At 72.7% G+C, this 18,125-nt stretch carries 19 protein-coding genes; 6 read left to right on the top strand and 13 right to left on the bottom strand.

Annotated features, from left to right (window positions below):
• Positions 1-17: 17 nt before the first annotated feature.
• The 9 genes from ACQ1X7_RS04390 to ACQ1X7_RS04350 form a co-directional block, all read right to left on the bottom strand.
• Positions 18-944, bottom strand: a complete 927-nt coding sequence (locus tag ACQ1X7_RS04390; protein WP_432476936.1) for an ABC transporter ATP-binding protein — start codon at positions 942-944, stop codon at positions 18-20.
• Positions 941-1,837, bottom strand: coding sequence for an ABC transporter permease (locus ACQ1X7_RS04385; protein ID WP_432476935.1), 897 nt, complete (start codon positions 1,835-1,837; stop codon positions 941-943). The genes ACQ1X7_RS04390 and ACQ1X7_RS04385 overlap by 4 nt, the downstream gene beginning before the upstream one ends.
• Positions 1,830-2,732: an ABC transporter ATP-binding protein gene (locus ACQ1X7_RS04380; protein ID WP_432476934.1), complete on the bottom strand. Its 903-nt coding sequence runs from the start codon at positions 2,730-2,732 to the stop codon at positions 1,830-1,832. The genes ACQ1X7_RS04385 and ACQ1X7_RS04380 overlap by 8 nt, the downstream gene beginning before the upstream one ends.
• Before the next feature lie 91 nt (positions 2,733-2,823).
• Positions 2,824-3,030, bottom strand: a complete 207-nt coding sequence (locus ACQ1X7_RS04375; protein ID WP_432476933.1) for a helix-turn-helix domain-containing protein — start codon at positions 3,028-3,030, stop codon at positions 2,824-2,826.
• Positions 3,030-3,506 carry a DUF2975 domain-containing protein gene (locus ACQ1X7_RS04370; protein WP_432476932.1) on the bottom strand — a complete coding sequence of 159 codons (477 nt, stop codon included), beginning with the start codon at positions 3,504-3,506 and terminating at the stop codon, positions 3,030-3,032. Before ACQ1X7_RS04370 ends, ACQ1X7_RS04375 begins: the two co-directional genes overlap by 1 nt.
• Before the next feature lie 66 nt (positions 3,507-3,572).
• A complete protein-coding gene (locus ACQ1X7_RS04365; protein WP_432476931.1) occupies positions 3,573-4,400 on the bottom strand; it encodes an alpha/beta hydrolase in 828 nt (275 codons plus the stop codon).
• Positions 4,401-4,413: 13 nt separating this feature from the next.
• A complete protein-coding gene (locus tag ACQ1X7_RS04360; protein WP_432476930.1) occupies positions 4,414-5,238 on the bottom strand; it encodes an alpha/beta fold hydrolase in 825 nt (274 codons plus the stop codon).
• A 75-nt stretch (positions 5,239-5,313) separates the two neighbouring features.
• Positions 5,314-6,312, bottom strand: coding sequence for a LuxR C-terminal-related transcriptional regulator (locus tag ACQ1X7_RS04355; protein WP_432476929.1), 999 nt, complete (start codon positions 6,310-6,312; stop codon positions 5,314-5,316).
• On the bottom strand, positions 6,243-8,054 hold the full coding sequence (locus ACQ1X7_RS04350; RefSeq protein WP_432476928.1) for an AAA family ATPase: 1,812 nt from the start codon (positions 8,052-8,054) through the stop codon (positions 6,243-6,245). Before ACQ1X7_RS04350 ends, ACQ1X7_RS04355 begins: the two co-directional genes overlap by 70 nt.
• Positions 8,055-8,177: 123 nt before the next feature.
• Here ACQ1X7_RS04350 and ACQ1X7_RS04345 point away from each other — a divergent pair, with 123 nt between their 5' ends.
• Positions 8,178-9,020 (top strand): alpha/beta fold hydrolase, encoded by an 843-nt coding sequence (locus ACQ1X7_RS04345; protein WP_432476927.1) that lies wholly within the window; start codon positions 8,178-8,180, stop codon positions 9,018-9,020.
• 46 nt (positions 9,021-9,066) lie between these two features.
• The gene (locus tag ACQ1X7_RS04340; RefSeq protein ID WP_432476926.1) at positions 9,067-9,468 is read left to right on the top strand and encodes a VOC family protein; all 402 of its coding nucleotides are present in this window, start codon (positions 9,067-9,069) and stop codon (positions 9,466-9,468) included.
• A 55-nt stretch (positions 9,469-9,523) separates the two neighbouring features.
• Here the strand turns inward: ACQ1X7_RS04340 and ACQ1X7_RS04335 are convergent, their stop codons facing one another.
• The 4 genes from ACQ1X7_RS04335 to lpdA form a co-directional block, all read right to left on the bottom strand.
• The gene (locus ACQ1X7_RS04335; RefSeq protein WP_432476925.1) at positions 9,524-10,723 is read right to left on the bottom strand and encodes a SpoIID/LytB domain-containing protein; all 1,200 of its coding nucleotides are present in this window, start codon (positions 10,721-10,723) and stop codon (positions 9,524-9,526) included.
• A 102-nt stretch (positions 10,724-10,825) separates the two neighbouring features.
• Complete coding sequence (locus tag ACQ1X7_RS04330; protein WP_432476924.1) at positions 10,826-12,007, bottom strand: SpoIID/LytB domain-containing protein; 1,182 nt, start codon at positions 12,005-12,007, stop codon at positions 10,826-10,828.
• A gap of 48 nt (positions 12,008-12,055) precedes the next feature.
• Complete coding sequence (locus ACQ1X7_RS04325) at positions 12,056-13,450, bottom strand: NAD(P)H-quinone dehydrogenase (RefSeq protein ID WP_432476923.1); 1,395 nt, start codon at positions 13,448-13,450, stop codon at positions 12,056-12,058.
• Positions 13,450-14,838: a dihydrolipoyl dehydrogenase gene (gene lpdA / locus ACQ1X7_RS04320; protein WP_432476922.1), complete on the bottom strand. Its 1,389-nt coding sequence runs from the start codon at positions 14,836-14,838 to the stop codon at positions 13,450-13,452. Before lpdA ends, ACQ1X7_RS04325 begins: the two co-directional genes overlap by 1 nt.
• 115 nt (positions 14,839-14,953) lie before the next feature.
• On the opposite strand from lpdA, the gene ACQ1X7_RS04315 reads away from it, so the two are divergent.
• From ACQ1X7_RS04315 to ACQ1X7_RS04300, 4 genes are read left to right on the top strand one after another with little or no spacing between them, the layout of a single operon-like run.
• Complete coding sequence (locus tag ACQ1X7_RS04315) at positions 14,954-15,406, top strand: gamma-glutamylcyclotransferase (protein WP_432476921.1); 453 nt, start codon at positions 14,954-14,956, stop codon at positions 15,404-15,406.
• A 31-nt stretch (positions 15,407-15,437) separates the two neighbouring features.
• A complete protein-coding gene (locus tag ACQ1X7_RS04310) occupies positions 15,438-16,442 on the top strand; it encodes an aldo/keto reductase (RefSeq protein WP_432476920.1) in 1,005 nt (334 codons plus the stop codon).
• 39 nt (positions 16,443-16,481) lie between these two features.
• Positions 16,482-17,291, top strand: a complete 810-nt coding sequence (locus ACQ1X7_RS04305; protein WP_432476919.1) for a purine-nucleoside phosphorylase — start codon at positions 16,482-16,484, stop codon at positions 17,289-17,291.
• Positions 17,291-18,091 (top strand): NAD-dependent epimerase/dehydratase family protein, encoded by an 801-nt coding sequence (locus ACQ1X7_RS04300; RefSeq protein ID WP_432476918.1) that lies wholly within the window; start codon positions 17,291-17,293, stop codon positions 18,089-18,091. Before ACQ1X7_RS04305 ends, ACQ1X7_RS04300 begins: the two co-directional genes overlap by 1 nt.
• Positions 18,092-18,125: the final 34 nt, after the last annotated feature.

The following is an 18,125-nucleotide window of genomic DNA, read 5'->3' as shown; positions in this document are numbered from 1 at the left end:
CCTTCGAATGGGGTGAATCATCGCGACACCAGGTAGGAGAAGACGGACTCGAGGGACTCGTCGGCGGGGTGGACCTCCAGCAGCCGGATGCCGTGGCGGGCGGCGACCGCGGGGAGCGCGTGGGTGAACGCCGCGAAGTCCGAGGCCTGGACGTGCACGGTCGTGGCGCCGGTGCCGTCGGTGGTCAGCTGGACGCCCGCGGTGCTGGGGTCGGCCATCACCGCGGAGGCGAGCGCCCGGTCGTCGTCGGAACGGATCGTGTACTGGTGGGGCCGCTGCGTCATCAACCGCCGGATCTCGCGGAAGTCGCCGGACGCCGCGTGCCGCCCGGCGACCATGACCTCGATCCGGCCGGCGATCTGCTCGACCTCCTCGAGGATGTGCGAGCTGAACAGGATCGTCCGTCCGTCGTCGCCGAGCCGGTGGAGCAGCTCCATCAGGTGCAGCCGCTGCCGCGGGTCCATCCCGTTGAACGGCTCGTCGAGCAGCAGCACGGTCGGGTCGTGGACGATCGCGGTCGCCATCTTGATCCGCTGCTTCATGCCCTTGGAGTAGGTGCGGATGTCACGCTCCTGGGCGTCCTCCATCTCGACGGTGGCGATCGCCCGTCGCGCCGCGGCCGCGGGGTCGGTGAGCTGGTGCAGCTTCGCGTTCGCCAGCACGAACGACCAGCCGGTGACCGCGTCGTACATCTCCTCGCGCTCGGGGACCAGGCCGATGTCGCGGTAGATCTCAGGGTCGCGGAGCAGCGTCCGGCCGTCGAGGGTGACGCTGCCGGCCGACGGCGCCAGGAAGCCGGCCATCATGTTGATCAGCGTCGACTTTCCCGCGCCGTTGGGGCCCAGCAACCCGGTGACGCCGGGGCCGAGCCGCATGGTGACGTCGTTGACCGCGACCACGTTGCCGTACCAGCGCGAGACCTGCTCCAGATCCAGCGTGCTCACGACAGTGCCTTCCCGTAGCGGCGTACCAGCGCGGCGTACGACCCGACGACCAGCAGCACGGCGACGAGGCAGTAGACCGTCGCCATCAGGACCCCCTGCGGTGGCGTCGCCATGACCGACTCGGCACCGAGCGGGCCGGACATGATGCCGTCGACCAGGGTGAACGGCGAGATCAGGCCGGCGTAACCGGCGAAGGTGTCGTTGCCGAACTCCTCGGCCATCGCCCGCACGGTCGCCTGGATGCCGCTGAGGACCAGCAGCACGCCGACCACGGCGGCCACGCCCAGCCCGCGGCGGGGTGTCATCGCCGCGACGACCAGCCCGATCCCCGCCAGGACCAGCGCGAGCACCGCAGCGCCGGCCATCGACCGGAGGTAGTCGGGCCACTGCTCGTCGAACGGGAGGTCGGCGAGCCACGCCCCGACGAAGAGCAGCGTGATCGGCACCCCGACCAGGATGAACAACGCGGTCGTCATGCCGGCGTACTTGGCGCGGACGTACTGCTGACGGCTCAGGGGGCGCGAGAAGTACAGCGGCGCCACCCGGAACCGCAGGTCGCGGGACATCGCGGCCGGGGCCTGCGCGCCCAGGAAGATGGTGATCACGACCTGGAAGGAGAAGGCGTACGAGGTGTAGCCGAGCGGGAGGGTGGTGAGCTTGAAGTAGCTGGTCACGATCCCGATCGCGATGGTCGGCAGCACCAGCACCGCCGCCAGCACGAACGGCATGATCTTGGACCGCGCGGAGCGGCCGAGGCCGAAGGTGCCGCGCAGGGTGTCGACGAAGAGCGACCGGGCGATGTAGCGGGCTCCCAGCCGCGGGCCGTCGTAGTGGCGGTAGCCGATGTCGTGGATCTGGCCCGTGGGGGTCGTCGGCGTCGTCGGTTCAGACATGGGGGGCACCTTCGGTGAATATCTCGGTCATCCGGTGCCGCTGCCGCTCCATCCGGACCAGTCCGAGGCCGAGGCCGGCGACCGCGTCGCGCACCACGTCGTACGACGCAGGGTCGGTGACGTCGACGTGCAGCAGTCCCCCGTGCGGCTGCACGCCGACGCCCCGCTCGCCCAGCCGGGCGACGAGCCCGGTCGGGTCGCCGTCGACCTCCACCGCGACCACCGACGTCTCGGCGGTGACCGAGGCGGTGGTGGAGTGCTGGAGCAGCCGGCCGCCGTCGATGACGACGATGCCGTCGCAGGTGCGTTCGAGCTCGCCGAGCAGGTGGGAGGTGACGAGGACCGAGATCCCGAACTCCTGGCCGATCCGCCGGATCAGCTCGAGCATGTCGTCTCGGCCTGCGGGGTCGAGCCCGTTGGTCGGCTCGTCGAGCAGCACCAGACCCGGGTCGTGGACCAGCGCCTGGGCGAGCTTGACCCGCTGCTTCATGCCGGTGGAGTAGCCGCCCATCGGTCGGTAGCGCTCCTCGTAGAGCCCGACGTGGCGGAGCACGTCGGCCGTGCGTTCGCGGGCCGCGGTGGCCGGCAGTCCGGACATCCGCCCCATGTGGACGCAGAACTCGGTCGCCGTCACGTCGGGCGGCAGGCAGTCGTGCTCGGGCATGTAGCCGATCCGCTCGCGGATGGCGGGCCCGTCGGTGCGCACGTCGAGGTCGAGGACCCGGGCCGTGCCCTCGGTGGCGGGCAGCAGCCCGAGCAGGATCTTCAGAAGCGTCGACTTGCCGGCGCCGTTCGCGCCCACCAGCCCGGTGATGCCGGCGTCAACGGTGACGCTGAGGTCGTCGAGCGCGGTCACCCGGCCGTACCGCTTGGTCAGTCCCCCGGTCGTGATCACGGGATCACCGTAGGACTCGCGGCGGTCTCCTGGACACGCTCGACGCGCGGGACCGGGGTGAAGTCAGGGACGCCCCCGAGGCGGGCCGGCGTCATTCCGGCACCCACTCGAGGAGGTCCCCCGGCTGGCAGTCGAGGACCCGGCACATCGCCTCCAGCGTGCTGAACCGGACCGCCTTGGCGCGGCCGTTCTTGAGCACGGCGACGTTGGCCGGCGTGAGCCCGACCGCGTCGGCGAAGTCGCCCACGCTCATCTTGCGCCGCGCCAGCTCGACGTCGATCCGGACCACGATGGGCATCAGATCACGGCGTCCATGTCGGTGCGGAGCGTCGTGGCCTGGCGGAGCAGGGTGCGCATGACCAGCATCAGCAGGACGACGACGGCGCCCGCGAGCAGCAGGATCGAGACGACGAGCGGCAGCCCGGGGTCGTCGCTGGTGGCGAACACGAACGCCCCGAGGGCGGCCCACACCACCCAGCCGAGGGCCATCGCCGCGAGGATCACGTCGACCCAGCGGAACGCCGAGTCGCTGAAGATCCGGTCCTGCTGCACCATGCCCAGCAGCTGGAACGTCGCGACGACGACCACCTGGGCGCAGACCAGCTCGGTCTCGAGCACCACCAGCAGCGGCCAGTACCAGAACGGGTCCTCGCTCTGGTCGGCGTTGTAGGACAGCGTGCCGGGCACGCTCATCACCTGCAGCAGCACGATCGCCAGGAACGCCAGCACCAGCAGCGCGCGGAGCAGGTACACCACCCGTCGAGTCGTCAGCATGTGACGACTATCGAGGGTTATCTATCGATTGTCAATCGATTCCAGCCGTGTCGACGAGCTGACCGGTCAGGAGCCCGCCGGCGCCGCCATCGGCTGCGCGTGCTCGACCGCCCAGTCCAGGGCGCGGTCGGCGACCGCCTCCCAGCCGGGTGCGGCACAGGTCCAGTGGTCGCGCCCCTCGAGCTCGACGTACTCCGTCACCGCCGGCGACTTCTTGTAGTGCTTGTAGTTCGACCTGTTCACCGACGGCGGCATGATGTGGTCCTCCGCGCCCGCGATGAACAGCAGCGGGGCCCGGTCGGCGGAGTAGTCGACCCAGGTCTCCTGGTGCCCGGGCTTGAAGTTGGCGATCAGCCCGTAGTCCCACACCCAGCGGCCGGGCGCCGCGATCGCGTAGCGGTCGTAGGCCGCCCGCGAGGCCTCCTCGTCGAGGGTGTTGGTGAAGGCGTAGTGGAACTGCTCGGCCGTGAAGCCCACGGCCTGGTGGCGCTTCGCCGGGTTGTTGAGCGCCGGGAAGAGGCTCTTGACCTGGGAGACGGGGTTCACCCGGACCCCCTCGGTCGGGGCGGAGTCGATCGCCACGCCGGCGGAGCCGAGGCCGCGGGCGAGCAGCATCTGGGTCAGCGCGCCGCCGAAGGAGTGGCCCATGATGATGGGCGGGGTGTCCACGGACCGCACGACCGAGGCCAGGTGGTCGATGGTCTCGATGATGTCGGCCACGGCGATCGGCGTGGGGTCGGCGCGGAGCGCCTCCACCTCGACCTCGAATCCCGGGTACGCCGGGGTGAGCACCCGGAAGCCGCGGCCCTCGTAGTGCGTCACCCAGTGCTCCCAGCTGCGGGGAGTCATCCAGAGTCCGTGGACCAGGACGACGGTGTCGGGTCGGTCGTTCATGAGTCGGTTCCTCTCAGGAGTCGATGAAGGCGAGCAGGTCGGCGTGCAGCCGGTCGCGATCGGTGTCGGGCAGCGCGTGGCCGCTGCCCTCGTAGACGGTGAGCACCGCCCCGTCGACCATGTCCACGGAGCGCTTGCCGCCCACCTCGAAGGGCACGATCTGGTCGTCGTCGCCGTGGATCACCAGCGTCGGCACGTCGACCTTCGCCAGGTCCGGCCGGAAGTCGGTGGCCGAGAACGCGGCGATGCACTCGTAGGCCGCCCGGTGGCCGCACGCCATGCCCTGGAGCCAGAAGGCGTCGCGGAAGCCCTGGGCGACGTCCCCCTTCCGGTTGTGACCGAAGAACGGGCCGTCGGCGAAGTCGCGGTAGAGCTGGGACCGGTTGGCCGCCTCCCCCGCCCGGATCCCGTCGAAGACCTCCATCGGCAGGCCCTCCGGGTTGTCGTCGGTGCGCAGCATCAGGGGCGGGACGGCGGAGACCAGCACCAGCCTCGCCACCCGGCTCGTGCCGTGCCGGCCGACGTACCTCACGATCTCGCCACCCCCGGTGGAGTGGCCGACCAGGGTCGCCTCCGCGAGGTCGAGCGAGTCCATCAGGGTGGCCAGGTCGTCGGCGTAGGTGTCCATCTCGTTGCCGTGCCAGGTCTGGCTGGACCGGCCGTGGCCGCGCCGGTCGTGGGCGACGGCGCGGTGCCCGTGCTCGGCGAGGAACCGCGCGGCGGCCTCCCACGCGTCGCTGTTGAGCGGCCACCCGTGGCTGAGGACGACCGGTGTGCCTCCCTCGCCCCAGTCCCGGTAGAAGATCTGCGCGCCGTCGTCGGCGGTGACAAAGGGCATGGCGTCCTCCTCGGCTGGGCTCCCCCAGCCTCGTGCCGCCCCTCCGGGCCCGGACCACGTGGCGTGCGTAGTCCGTCAGCGCCGCCCGGCCGACTCCTCCGGTCGCAGTCGGTCGGACAGCTGCCGCCGCGAGGAGATGCCGAGCTTCTGGAACACCTTGCGCAGGTGGTAGTCCACGGTGTTGACGCTGAGGAACATGGTCGCGCCGATCTCGGCGTTCGTGGAGCCGGCGGCGGCGAGCCGCGCCACCGTGAGCTCCTGGGTGGTCAGGTTCGGCCCCGCGGCGGACCCGGGATCGCGAGGCACCTCCCCGGTCGCCTCCAGCTCGCGTCGCGCCCGCGCCGCGAACGTAGGGGACGCGCCCCGCTCGAACAGGTCCGTGGCCGTCCGGAGGTGCTCCCGCGCCTGCCGGCGACGCCGGGCCCGACGCAGCCACTCGCCGTAGAGGAGGTGGGTACGGGCCAGCTCGATCTCCACGCCCGTCGGCTTCAGCAGGGTGAGGGCCCGGCCGAAGTGCTCCTCGGCCTCCTCCGACACCAGCCCGCGCGCCCTGGCCGCGACTCCTCCGGCCCACGGGGACCCGTTGGCGGCGGCTCGCTGCTCCAGTCGGTCCACGAAGGGCATCGCGGAGTCGGGCCGGCCGCTGCGCACCGCGGCCTCGACGAAGTCGGCGTACTCCAGCGGGGTGACCTGCAGGAACGGGTCGTCGACGAACGGCTGCAACCGCAGGAACGCCTGCTCGTAGGCCCCGTCCGCCAGCTCACGCACGGCCAGCGCCGTGATCCCCGACGCGTGCACCCCGCCCATGCCGATGGCCCGTGCCTGCTCGGAGAACGCCTCGACCTGGTCCGGCGGAGCACCCGACCACGCCATCAGTGCCGGGTTGACGACGTGCTCCCCGTCGTAGCCGATGGCCCGACGGAGGTCCCGGACCTGCTCGATGCACTGGGTGGCCCGTCGTGGGGTGCCGGCGCGCAGCTCGGCGAGCGACCGCGCCCAGAGGGTCATGTCGAGCACCCGGAGCGAGCCCAGGTCGCGGGCGCCGTCGATGGTCCGTTGCAGGCAGAGGTGCATCGCCGGCGCGTCCCACAGGGCCGTGGTGAGGACGAGGCCGATGGGCCGTAGATGAGCAGCTGCTCGGCCTCGAGGCCGCTGATCTCGTCGACCGCCTTCCGCATCAGGGGCACCGCCTCCGGGTAGGGCAGCATCACGTGGGCCGCGAGTCCCCGGAGGATCGTCGCCGGGACGCCGTCCTGCAGCTCGGCACCCGCCTGCAGCCGCTGCCCGAGCTCGGGCAGGGTGATGCCGGTGGCCAGCCGCTCGGCGGGGAGCAGGAAGTACATGGCCTGGATCAGGGTGTCCTGGGCGGCGCCGACGTCGTACGACGCCATCGCCTCGGCCGCGACCAGCATGTCGGACGTGGCACTGCGCAGCGCGGGGTCGGCGGTGAAGATCGCCACGCTGGCCCGGACCGCCACCATCCGGCCGCGGGTCAGCGGGTCGAGGTCGTCCTCGTCGACCTCGTCGAGCAGCCCCTTGGCGAACTGGGCGACACCCGCGGCGAGGGCGGCCTCCGCCGCGGCCACCAGGCGGCGGCCGGCTCGCGCGCGGTCCGGCGTCAGCGCGGCGGCCTGCACCAGGACGCTGGCGCGCGAGATGGATCCGCCGCGCCGGCCGGCCAGGTCGGCGACGCTCTCGAGCCGGTCGGCGACGTCGGCGTCCGTCCCCAGGGTGGCCTTGGCGGCGTGCCAGGCCTCGAGCGCGGACGCGTCGAGTCCCGCGGCCGCGGCCGCCAGGGCGGCGTGCACCCGCCGCCGGTCGGCGCCGCGAGCAGCGCCGTAGACCGCCGCCCTCACCAGCGGGTGCCGGAACCGCACGGAGACGTCGAGCTCGACGAGCCCGGCCGCCTCGGCCTCCTCCCCCGCGGACGGCGGGAGGCCGAGGGTCTCGGCCGCCGCGCGGATCATGTCCAGGTTCCCCGTGGAGTCCGCGGCCGCCACCAGCAGCCACCGCTGCTGGTGGTCGGTGAGCTGGCGCACCCGGCCCAGGTAGTGGGCCTGGAGGTGGTGTCCGACGGGGACCGGCTCCTCGGCGAAGCCCGCCTCGGCCAGCCGGGCCGCGCTGAGCTCCACGGCGAGGTCGGTCAGGGCGAGCGGGTTGCCCCCTGTGGAGGCCGCGATCTGCGCGGCCACCGCAGGGTCGATCGGCTCGGGCAGCCGCGACGTGAGCAGCCGGACCGCGGCCTCCTGCGGCAGCCCGTCGAGGCGGAGCGTCGGTACGCCGGTCATCCGCTGCTCGACCTCGGGGACGTCGCGGCTGGCGAAGACCAGGACGGCCGACTCGGCCTCCAGGCGGCGCGCCACGAACGCCAGGGCGTCGAGCGACTCGGGGTCCAGGAAGTGGGTGTCGTCGACGAAGCACGCGACGGGGGCGACCTCACCGGCCGCGGCGAGGAGGCCGAGGGTCCCGAGACCCACCAGGAACCGGTCCGGAGGCGGGCCCGTGAACACCCCGGTGGCGATCCGCAGTGCCTGCTGGTGGCGCCCGGGGAGCGCGGGGACGTGCTCCCGGAGGGGGATCATCAGGCGCTGGAGCGCGGCGTACGGGATCGTCGACTCGGCCTCGTGGCCGTCGGCCCGGAGCACCCGGAAGTCCGGAACCGCGGCGGCGGCCGCGCGGAGCAGCGAGGTCTTCCCGATGCCCGGCTCGCCCAGGACCAGGAGCGCACCCCCACGACCGTTCCGGGCGTGCGCAGCGAGACGGCGCACCTGCTCCAGCTCCGGGCCCCGCCCCAGGAGCGGGCCCTCCCCTCCCATGCCCGACGACTGTAGTCATCCCGTGCCGCGGTGACGAGCCGTACGACTACGTGCCCCACGTGGTCCGGTGCGCGAGCCGTCCGGACGACGCTGGTCCGGTCCCACCGACCCGAGGAGACCACCATGAACATCGCCCGCCCCGGACGCGTCCGCCGCGCCTCGACCCTGGCTGCCGGACTGGCCACGGTGCTCATGCTCGCCACGAGCTCGCTGACGGCCGCGGCGCCGTCGGCGGCACCCGCGTCGTACGGCGACCACGGCAGCAAGCCCACCATCGTGCTGGTCCACGGCGCGTTCGCCGACTCCAGCGGCTGGGAGGCCGTGGCGTCCCGGCTGCTCGCCAAGGGCTACCCGGTGCTCGCGTTCTCCAACCCGTTGCGCGGACCGCTCGACGACGCGGCCTACCTGCGTGACTTCCTCGACACGATCGAGGGGCCGGTCGTGCTGGTCGGCCACTCCTACGGCGGCGCTGTGATCACGAACGCGGCGACCGGGGACCCGGACGTGACGGCGCTGGTCTACGTCGCGGCGTACGCCCTCGCCGAGGGCGAGAGCGTGGCGGCGGCGAACAGCCTCGGCGGCGGCCACACGGAGGTCACCGACCACCTCGTGCTGCGCCCCTTCCCGGGCGCGAGCGGCGGCAACGCGGACGCCTACATCGACCCCGCCCACTTCCACCGGCTCTTCGCGCAGGACCTGCCGCGGCGGACCACGGCCTTCATGGCCGCCTCGCAGCGGCCCGGGGCCCTGGCCGCGCTCGTCACCCCGTCCGGCCCGCCCGCCTGGGAGGAGATCCCGAGCTGGTACATGGTGGCGAGCAACGACCGGATCATCCCGCCGGAGGCGGAGCGCGCCATGGCGGAGCGGGCCGGGTCGACCACGGTGGAGGTCCGCAGCTCGCACGTCCCGATGATGAGCCACCCTGCGCGGGTGCTGCGGCTGATCACGGACGCGGCCGCCGGCTGACCCGTTCCGGAGGCGGTTCGTCCGGAATCCTGCCTAGGGTCGGGGCATGACCCCCACGCCGAAGCTCGACCTGCTCGTCATCGACTGCCCGGACGCCCTGGAGCTCGCTCGCTTCTACGCCGGGATCCTCGACTGGGCGGTCGAGGACGGTGCGGACCGTGACTGGGCGACCCTGGCACCACCCGGTGGCGGGCTGTCCCCCGACAACCCCGACGGGCGGACGGCCCTCGCCTTCCAGCGGATCGACGACTGGGTCGAGCCCACCTGGCCGGGTGGCGCCCACCCGCAGCAGATGCACCTCGACCTCGCCACGCCCGACATGGACGCCTCCGAAGCGGCCGTCCTGGCGGCTGGAGCCCGCAAGCACGACCACCAGCCGTCGACCACCGGCGGGTTCCGGGTCTTCCTCGACCCGGCGGGCCACCCCTTCTGCCTGATCCGGGGCTGACGGGGCGGCCCGGGGATGGGTCCCGGGCGCTGCTCACGCCCAGCCCTGAGCCGGGTCAGCGGACCCGGAACGTGACCCAGGTCGACCGCAGGCCGAGCGCGGAGCGCATGGTGTCGCCGGAGACCGAGACCGAGCTCCGCGACCCGACCAGGCGCATCCGGGTGACCCGCCCGCCCCACTCGCCGTTCCCGTCGCGGCCGACCACCCGGATCCGGCGCAGGTTCCCGAGCGCGGGCCAGGCGCGCTCGAACGTGGCGTCCGAGACGGTGACCGACCACGCGTGGACCGGGTTGCCGCTCCAGTCGTCGTAGGGGTCGCGTCGGGCCCGTTGGTAGGGCACCGAGCCCCGGACCGACCAGCCCCCGTTGCTGGAGCTGAACTGGGTGAACGCGGCGGCACCGTCGTGCTCCAGGATCCGGCGGCGGGTGGCGCGGATCGCGGCGTCGGAGGCGGAGTGCTCGGCACCGACGCCGCCGTAGACCTGGCTGGCGGTGGTGTCGTAGACGTCGAACGCCGACGAGCGCGGGTGCGCCCGCTCGTACGCCGCGTAGGTGCGGGCGGCGACCGCCTGGGCGCGCACCGCGGCGGGCGACCACAGGGCCGGCATCTCGAGCGGGACGACGCCGCGCAGGTACGACTCCAGGTTCACCGTGTTGACGGTGACCCGGCCGCCCGAGAGCGGGACGGCGGTCAGCGTGCCGCGGTAGGCCCGGGCGCCGCCGGGGGTGACCAGCCGGACCGGCTCGCCGGACGCCGCGAACACACCGTTGCCCGACAGAGTCCGCCAGGTGCGCCACCGGGTGCCGCGCTGCCACTGCACCCGGTGGCCGGAGCCGGAGCGCACGACCCGCCAGCGGTGGGTGTCGCGGTCGGGCAGGGTCAGCGTGGTGTCGGTGCCGAGGTCGGTCACCGTGAGGCCGCTGCGGGGGACGACGACGAGGTCGTCGGTGGTGTCGGCGCTGACGTGCACCCGGATCCGGCCGCCGACCCGTCCCCGGCTGGTGCCCGGGTAGTAGAAGTCGGTGATCTGCCGCCAGCCGAGCCCCTCGCGGGCCGCGCCCTCGGCGCCGTACTGGGACATGCCGCGGCCGTGGCCGTAGCCGTGCCCCTTCACGGTGAGGGACGCCGACCGCGGGACGTCCCAGCTGTCGGCGGCCGACGCCGGGGACGCGGCGAGGGAGGTCGCCACGACGGCCACGACGGTGCCGACGGCAGTGCCGAGCGCGGGGGCGAGGACCGGGCCGAGCGGACGCATGGGGGGCTCCGGGGGAGGTGTGACGGATGGGACTCGTGGGACATGGCACCACGGTCCCGGAGGACCCGCCAGCGGTTCTCGTGAACTACAGGACGGTAGTTCTCAACGCACCCGGGTGACCTCGAACAGCGACGACGGGAGCCCCAGGTTCCGGCGCACCTTCTCGCCGTCGACCGGCTCGTCGAAGCCTCCCTCGGTCCGCATCCGCACCTCGGTCACCCGCCCGCCACGAGGCCCGCGACCGTCCCTCGTCTCCACCCGGAGGTAGGTGAGGTTGCCCAGGCCGAAGGCCTTCTCGAACTGCCTGGTGGTGAAGGTCCGACGCCAGCCGTAGTAGTCATCGGAGTCACCCTCGTGCGGGTCGTCCTGCGCGGGCAGGTAGGGCTCGCCACCGTCGACGGTGTACCCGCCGTTGCTGGCGGAGTACATGGCGAGCGCCGTCTGGCCGCCGAAGGTCAGCACGTCGCCGGAGGTCGCGGTGACGGCCCGGGTCGTGGCGGGCTCCTCGCTCCTCGCGCCGCCGTAGGCCTGGCAGGCGGCGGTGTCGCACACGTCGTAGTAGGTGTTGCCGTCGCCTCGCTCGTGGACGGCGTAGGTCCGGGCGGCGACCGCCTGCGCGCGGAGCGCCCGCTGCGGCCAGCCGGCCGGCATCTCGGACGGGACGACCCCACGGAGGTACTGCTCCAGCGGCAGCACGTTGACGGTGATCCGCTGCCCGCTCCGCAGCCGCGTCGAGCGCAGCGCACCGCGGTAGCGGACCGCACCACTCGGCGTCCGGAGCCTCAGCGGCCGGCCGCCGGCGGACAGCTCGACGGTGCCACGGACCCGCTTCCAGGTCCTCCAGGTCCGGGCCCGATAGCGGATCACGTGGACGCCGCCCCTCGCGGGCGTCACCCGCCACTTGCTGGCTCGGGGCACGCGCGGCCGCCACGTACGACCACCGACCCTGCGGATCGTCAGCCCCTGGCGGTCGTCGACCCGCAGGTCGCGGTCACGGTCGGCGCTGATCCACACCTTCACCTGCCCGCGTGCCGTGCCGAGCCCGGTCCCCGGGTAGTAGAAGCGCAGGATCTGCCGAGAGCTCATCGAGTACGGCGCGCGGGCCGCGCCGTAGGCGCCGTACTGCGACATCCCGATGCCGTGCCCCGACCCGTCGCCCATGATGACGATGTCGGCGTCGTCCGGCACGTCGTGGCCGGGATCCGCCACCGCAGGCGACGTGGTGAGAGCCAGCACGACGGCGGCGATGACGACAGGCGCGAGCAGGCGGATCCCCCGAGACATGGCGGTCATCCTGACACGCCCGGGCAGGCGACGAGGCCGGTACCCGGCTCAGACGTGGTGGAGCCGCCGCGCCGCCTCGGCGACCGACCCGCTCATCGACGGGTAGACGGTGAACGCGTGCGCGAGCTGGTCGGCGGTGAGGGTGCCGGCGACGGCGATCGACACCGGGTGGATCAGCTCGCTGGCGCGGGGACCCACCACGACGCCCCCGACGACGATGCCGGTGCCGGGGCGGCAGAACAGCTTCACGAAGCCGTCCTTCACCCCCTGCATCTTGGCGCGGGCGTTGCCGCTGAGCGGCAGCGTCACCGCCTCGGCGGCGATGTCGCCGGAGTCGACCGCCTGCTGGGAGCAGCCGACCGTCGCGATCTCCGGGGAGGTGAACACGTTGGAGGAGACCTGGCTCAGGTCGAGGGGGGTCACCGCGTCGCCGAGCGCGTGCCACATCGCGATCCGGCCCTGCATCGCCGCCACCGAGGCGAGCATCAGCACGCCGGTGCAGTCGCCGGCGGCGTACACGCCCCGCACGGAGGTGCGCGAGACCCGGTCGACCGCCACGAACCCGCCGTCGTCGGTGGCGACCCCGGCCTCCTCGAGGCCGAGGTCGGCGGTGTTGGGCACCGAGCCGAGCGCCAGGACGCAGTGGGAGCCCTCGACCGTCCGGCCGTCGGTGAGCGTCACCGTCACCGAGTCGCCGTCGCGGGCGACCGACGCCATCCGCGACTTCGACAGGACGTTCATCCCCCGCCGGGTCAGGACCTCCTCGAGCACCCTCGCGGCGTCGGCGTCCTCGCCGGGCAGCACCCGGTCCCGCGAGGACACCAGGGTGACCTCGATCCCGAGCGAGAGGTACGCCGAGGCGAACTCGACCCCGGTGACCCCCGAGCCGACGACGACCAGGTGGTCCGGGAGCTCGGTGAGTCCGTAGACCTGCTCCCACGTCAGGATCCGCTCGCCGTCGGGCTCGGCGGTGTCGAGGACCCGGGGCCGGGCACCGGTCGCGAGCAGCACGGCGTCGGCGGCCAGCGTGTCCTCGCCGCCGTCGGCCAGCGAGACCGACACGCGGTCGGCCGCCGCGAGCCGTCCGCGGCCTCGAACGACCTTCACCCCGTCGCGCTCCAGCCGGCGCGAGATGTCGTCGGACTGGTCGTGGGCCAGGGCCAGCACCCGCTCGTTGACCTGCGCCAGGTCGACCTGGACGCCGACCGCGGCGTCGCCCTCGTGGTCGTGGAAGGCGACGCCGAGCTCGTGCGCCCCACCCATCTCGGTCATCAGGTCGGCCGTGGCGATCAGCGTCTTGCTCGGGACGCAGTCGGTCAGCACCGCGGACCCGCCGAGCCCGTCGGTGTCGACGACGGTCACGTCGGCGCCGAGCTGGGCAGCGACGTGGGCGGCCTCGTAGCCTCCCGGCCCGCCACCGACGATGACGACGCGATCGGCCATCAGAGGTTGATCATGTGGCCGGCGATGCCCTCGACGGCTTCCTTGACCGCCTCGGTGAGCGTCGGGTGGGCGAACACGTTGCGCGCCACCTCGTCGGCGGTGAGGTCCCACTTCTGCGCGAGCGTCAGCACCGGCAGCAGCTCGGTGACGTCGGGGCCGATCAGGTGGGCGCCGACGATCTCGTTGTGCTCGGCGTCGGCGACCACCTTCACGAAGCCGACCGCGTGGCCGAGCCCCATCGCCTTGCCGTTGGCCGAGAACGGGAAGGACGCCGTCTTGACGTCGTACCCCTTCTCCTTGGCCTGCTCCTCGCTGTAGCCGAAGGAGGCGATCTGCGGCTGGCAGTAGGTCGCGCGCGGGATGAAGTCGAACTCGACCGGCATCGTCTCGGCGCCGGCGATGGTCTCGGCCGCCACGACGCCCATCGCCTCGGCGGTGTGGGCCAGCATCAGCTTGCCGGTGACGTCGCCGATCGCGAAGACGTTGTCGACGTTCGTGCGGCCGTACTCGTCGATCGCGATGGCGCCGCGCTCGGTGGTCTCGACGCCGGTCGCGTCGAGGCCGTAGCCCTCGAGCCGGGGCGCGAACCCGAACGCCGCGAGCATCTTGTCGGCCTCGATGACCTGAGACTCCCCGCCGTCGGCCGGTGACACGGTGACCCGGACGCCGGAGCCGGTGTCCTCGACGTTCTCGACCTTGGTCGAGAGCATCACCTTCACGCCGAGCTTCTTGTAGTGCTTGAGCAGCTCCTTGGAGACGTCGCGGTCCTCGGTCGGCACCATCCGGTCCAGGAACTCCACGATCGTGACGTCGACGCCGAAGTTCTTCATCACGTAGGCGAACTCGACGCCGATCGCGCCGGACCCCCCGATGATGATGCTCGACGGGAGCTCGGAGTCGAGGATCTGCTCCTCGTAGGTCACGACGTTCTGGCTGACCTCCATGCCGGGGAGCATCCGGACCGTGGCTCCGGTCGCGATGATCAGGTGGTCGAAGGTGTACGCCGTGCCGTCGACGTCGATCTCCGTGGCCGACTTCAGGGTGCCCCAGCCGTCGAGCTCGGTGATCTTGTTCTTCTTCATCAGGAAGTGGACGCCCTTGACGATGCGGTCGCTGACCTCGCGGCTGCGGGCGTGGGTCGCGCCGAACCGCATCGTCGCCTCGCCCTCGATGCCGAACTTCTCCCGCTCGTTCGCCAGCGTGTAGGCCAGCTCGGCGTTCTTGAGCAGCGCCTTGGAGGGGATGCAGCCGACGTTGAGGCACACCCCGCCCCAGTACTTCTCCTCGACGACCGCGACGGACTTGCCGAGCTGCGCGGCGCGGATCGCGGCGACGTAGCCACCGGGGCCGGCGCCGAGGACCAGGACATCGAAGTGGGTGTCGCTCACGCTGGCAGCCTAGTGACCGGCGCACGGCGCGGCGAATGCGGACCGGCCGCGGGCCCAGCACACCATCGCCGTGGCGGGGCCCGGGGCCGGCTCCGCGCTCGATAGCCTGCTCCCCGTGACGCTCTACGCCGCCTACGGGACCAATCTCGATCCCGCGCGCATGGGCGAACGGTGCCCGCACTCACCGCTGCGGACGACCGGCTGGCTGACCGGCTGGCGACTCACGTTCGGCGGCGAGGAGCACGGCTGGGACGGCGCGTTGTCGACGATCGTGGAGGACCCGATCGAGCAGGTCTTCGTCGCCGTCTACGACATCACCCGCGAGGACGAGGCCGCCCTCGACGGCTGGGAGGGCGCCGACCTCGGGCTCTACCGGAAGACCAAGGTGCGGGTGTCGACGATGACCGGCGAGCTGGTCGTGTGGATCTACGTCCTCGACGCCTACGAGGGCGGGCTGCCGTCTGCGTCGTACCTCGGGATCCTCGCCGACGCCGCCGAGGCCGCCGACGCGCCCGCCGACTACGTCGCTGCCTTGCGCCGACGGCCCTGCCGATCGACCGGCCTGTAGCACGTTTGGTCCCGGGGAGTTGGCTGGGGGAATGACCACAGCACCGACTCTCGGGACCCGGACGCTCGGGTCCACCCACCCCCTGACCGTCTCCACGCTCGGCCTCGGCTGCATGGGGATTTCGGAGTTCTACGGCACTCGCGACGAGCAGGACGGCCTCGACACCATCCACCGCGCCCTCGACCTCGGCGTCACCTTCCTCGACACCGCCGACATGTACGGCCCGTTCACCAACGAGCAGCTGGTCGGCAAGGCGATCGCCGACCGTCGTGACGAGGTCCAGCTCGCGACCAAGTTCGGCAACGAACGGCGCCCCGACGGCTCCTGGGTCGGGATCAACGGTCGCCCCGACTACGTCCGCAGCGCCTGCGACGCCTCCCTGCAGCGACTCGGCGTCGACCACATCGACCTCTACTACCAGCACCGCGTCGACCGCTCGGTGCCGATCGAGGAGACCGTCGGCGCGATGGCGGAGCTGGTCGAGGCGGGCAAGGTCCGCCACCTCGGGCTCTCCGAGGCCGGTGCCGACACCATCCGGCGGGCGCACGCGACCCACCCGGTCACCGCGCTGCAGAGCGAGTACTCGCTGTTCACCCGTGATCTCGAGGACGAGATCCTGCCGACGGTCCGCGAGCTCGGCATCGGGCTGGTGCCGTACTCCCCCCTCGGCCGCGGGCTGCTCACCGGTGCGGTGACCCGCGACAGCCTCGGCGACGACGACGCCCGGCGGGCAGGCCGGTTCCCGCGGTTCGAGGGGGACGCCCTCGACACCAACCTCGGGCTCGTCGACCGGGTGCGCGAGATCGCCGGGCGCCGCGGGGTCACGCCCGGTCAGCTGGCGCTCGCCTGGGTGCTCGCCCAGGGCGACGACGTGGTCCCGATCCCGGGCACCAAGCGGGTGAAGTACCTCGAGGAGAACGTCGCCGCTGCCGACGTCGCCGTCACCGCGGACGACGTGGCCGCGCTCGACGCGGCGGTCCCGCGCGGAGCAGTGCGGGGCGACCGGTACGCCGACATGTCGTCGGTCGGCGCCTGAGGCTGACGGGCGGGGGCGCCCTGGTCATAGGGTGCCCCCGTGACCGAACACCACCAGCGAGCCCGAGAGGCTGCCGACGTGCTCGCCGGGCTCACCGGCGTCGACCACCACGACATCGCCCTCGTCCTCGGCTCGGGCTGGCTCCCGGCCGTCGACGCCCTCGCCGACCGGGACGGGTGGACGGTGAACGCGGAGATCGCGACGACCGACCTCCCGGGCTTCGGCGCCGCCGCGGTGGCGGGCCACAGCGGCCGGATCCGCAGCATAGGCTCAGGCGACAGGAACCTGCTGGTCTTCCTCAGCCGCACCCACTTCTACGAGGGCAAGGGCGTCGCCGCCGTGGTCCACCCCGTGCGGACGGCCGCAGCGGCGGGCTGCGAAACCATCGTGCTCACCAACGGGTGTGGGGGCCTGCGGGAGACCTGGTCGCCCGGCACACCGGTGCTGATCTCCGACCACATCAACCTGACCGCACACTCCCCCATCGAGGGAGCCCACTTCGTCGACCTCACCGACCTCTACAGCCCCCGCCTGCGGCGGCTGTGCCGTGAGGTCGACCCGAGCCTCGACGAGGCGGTCTACGTCCAGTTCCCCGGCCCCCACTACGAGACCCCCGCCGAGATCGGCATGGTCCGGGCCATCGGCGGCGAGCTGGTCGGCATGAGCACCACCCTCGAGGCGATCGCGGCCCGTGAGGCGGGGATGGAGGTGCTCGGCATCAGCCTGGTCACCAACCTGGCCGCCGGCATCTCCGACGCGCCCCTCCACCACGAGGAGGTCCTCGAGGCGGGCCGCTCGGCCGCCGTGCGGATGGGCGGGCTGCTGTCCGAGATCGTGGGGCGGATCTGATGCGGGTCCTGGTCACCGGCGCCGCCGGCAGCATCGGCCGCGTCGTCACCGTCGGCCTGGCCGACCGCGGCCACGAGGTCGTCGCGCTCGACCTGGTGCCGCCCCCCGAGGGCTACCAGGGGGCCTGGCACACCGCCGACTGCGCCGACCGCGACGCGGTCGCGGCGGTCTTCGGGGCCGAGCAGCTCGACGCGGTGGTGCACCTCGCGGGCGTTCCGGGCGAGGAGGACCTCCCGACCGAGATCACCTCCCACGTCATCACCACGGCCGCGCTCCTCGACGCGATGGTCGCCCACGGCGTCGGGCGGATCGTCTACGCCTCGTCCAACCACGCCGTCGGCCGCACCCCGCGCGCCGGGCTCGACGACGGGCTGCTCACGACCGACGTACGACCGCGGCCGGACACGTTCTACGGCACCGCCAAGGTCGCCGCCGAGGGCCTGCTCTCCCTGTACGCCGACCGCTACGCGGTCGACGCCGTCGCCTGCCGGATCGGCTCGTTCCTCGAGGAGCCCCAGGTGCGCCGCAACCTCGCGACCTGGCTCTCCCACGACGACTGCGTCCGGATGGTCGAGGCGTCGCTGACCGCCCCCGCGCCGGGCTTCCACGTGCTCTACGGCATCAGCCGCAACACCCGCGCCTGGTGGGACCTCGAGCCGGGCCGGGCGATCGGCTACGACCCGCAGGACGACGCCGAGGCCTGGGCCGACCGGCTGCCCGACCGCCCCGAGGACGACGTGGAGAACAGCGTCGTCGGCGGCCCGTTCCCCGGGGAGTCCTTCTACCGGCCGGCGTTGTAGGTCGCGCCGATGAGTCCGCTCCCCTCCTCCGGTC

The organism is Nocardioides sp. GXQ0305 (assembly GCF_050880345.1).
In the GTDB taxonomy this organism is placed as follows: Bacteria; Actinomycetota; Actinomycetes; order Propionibacteriales; family Nocardioidaceae; genus Nocardioides.
Note: the sequence above shows the minus strand (reverse complement) of the source record. Positions and strands in the feature narration are given on the sequence as shown.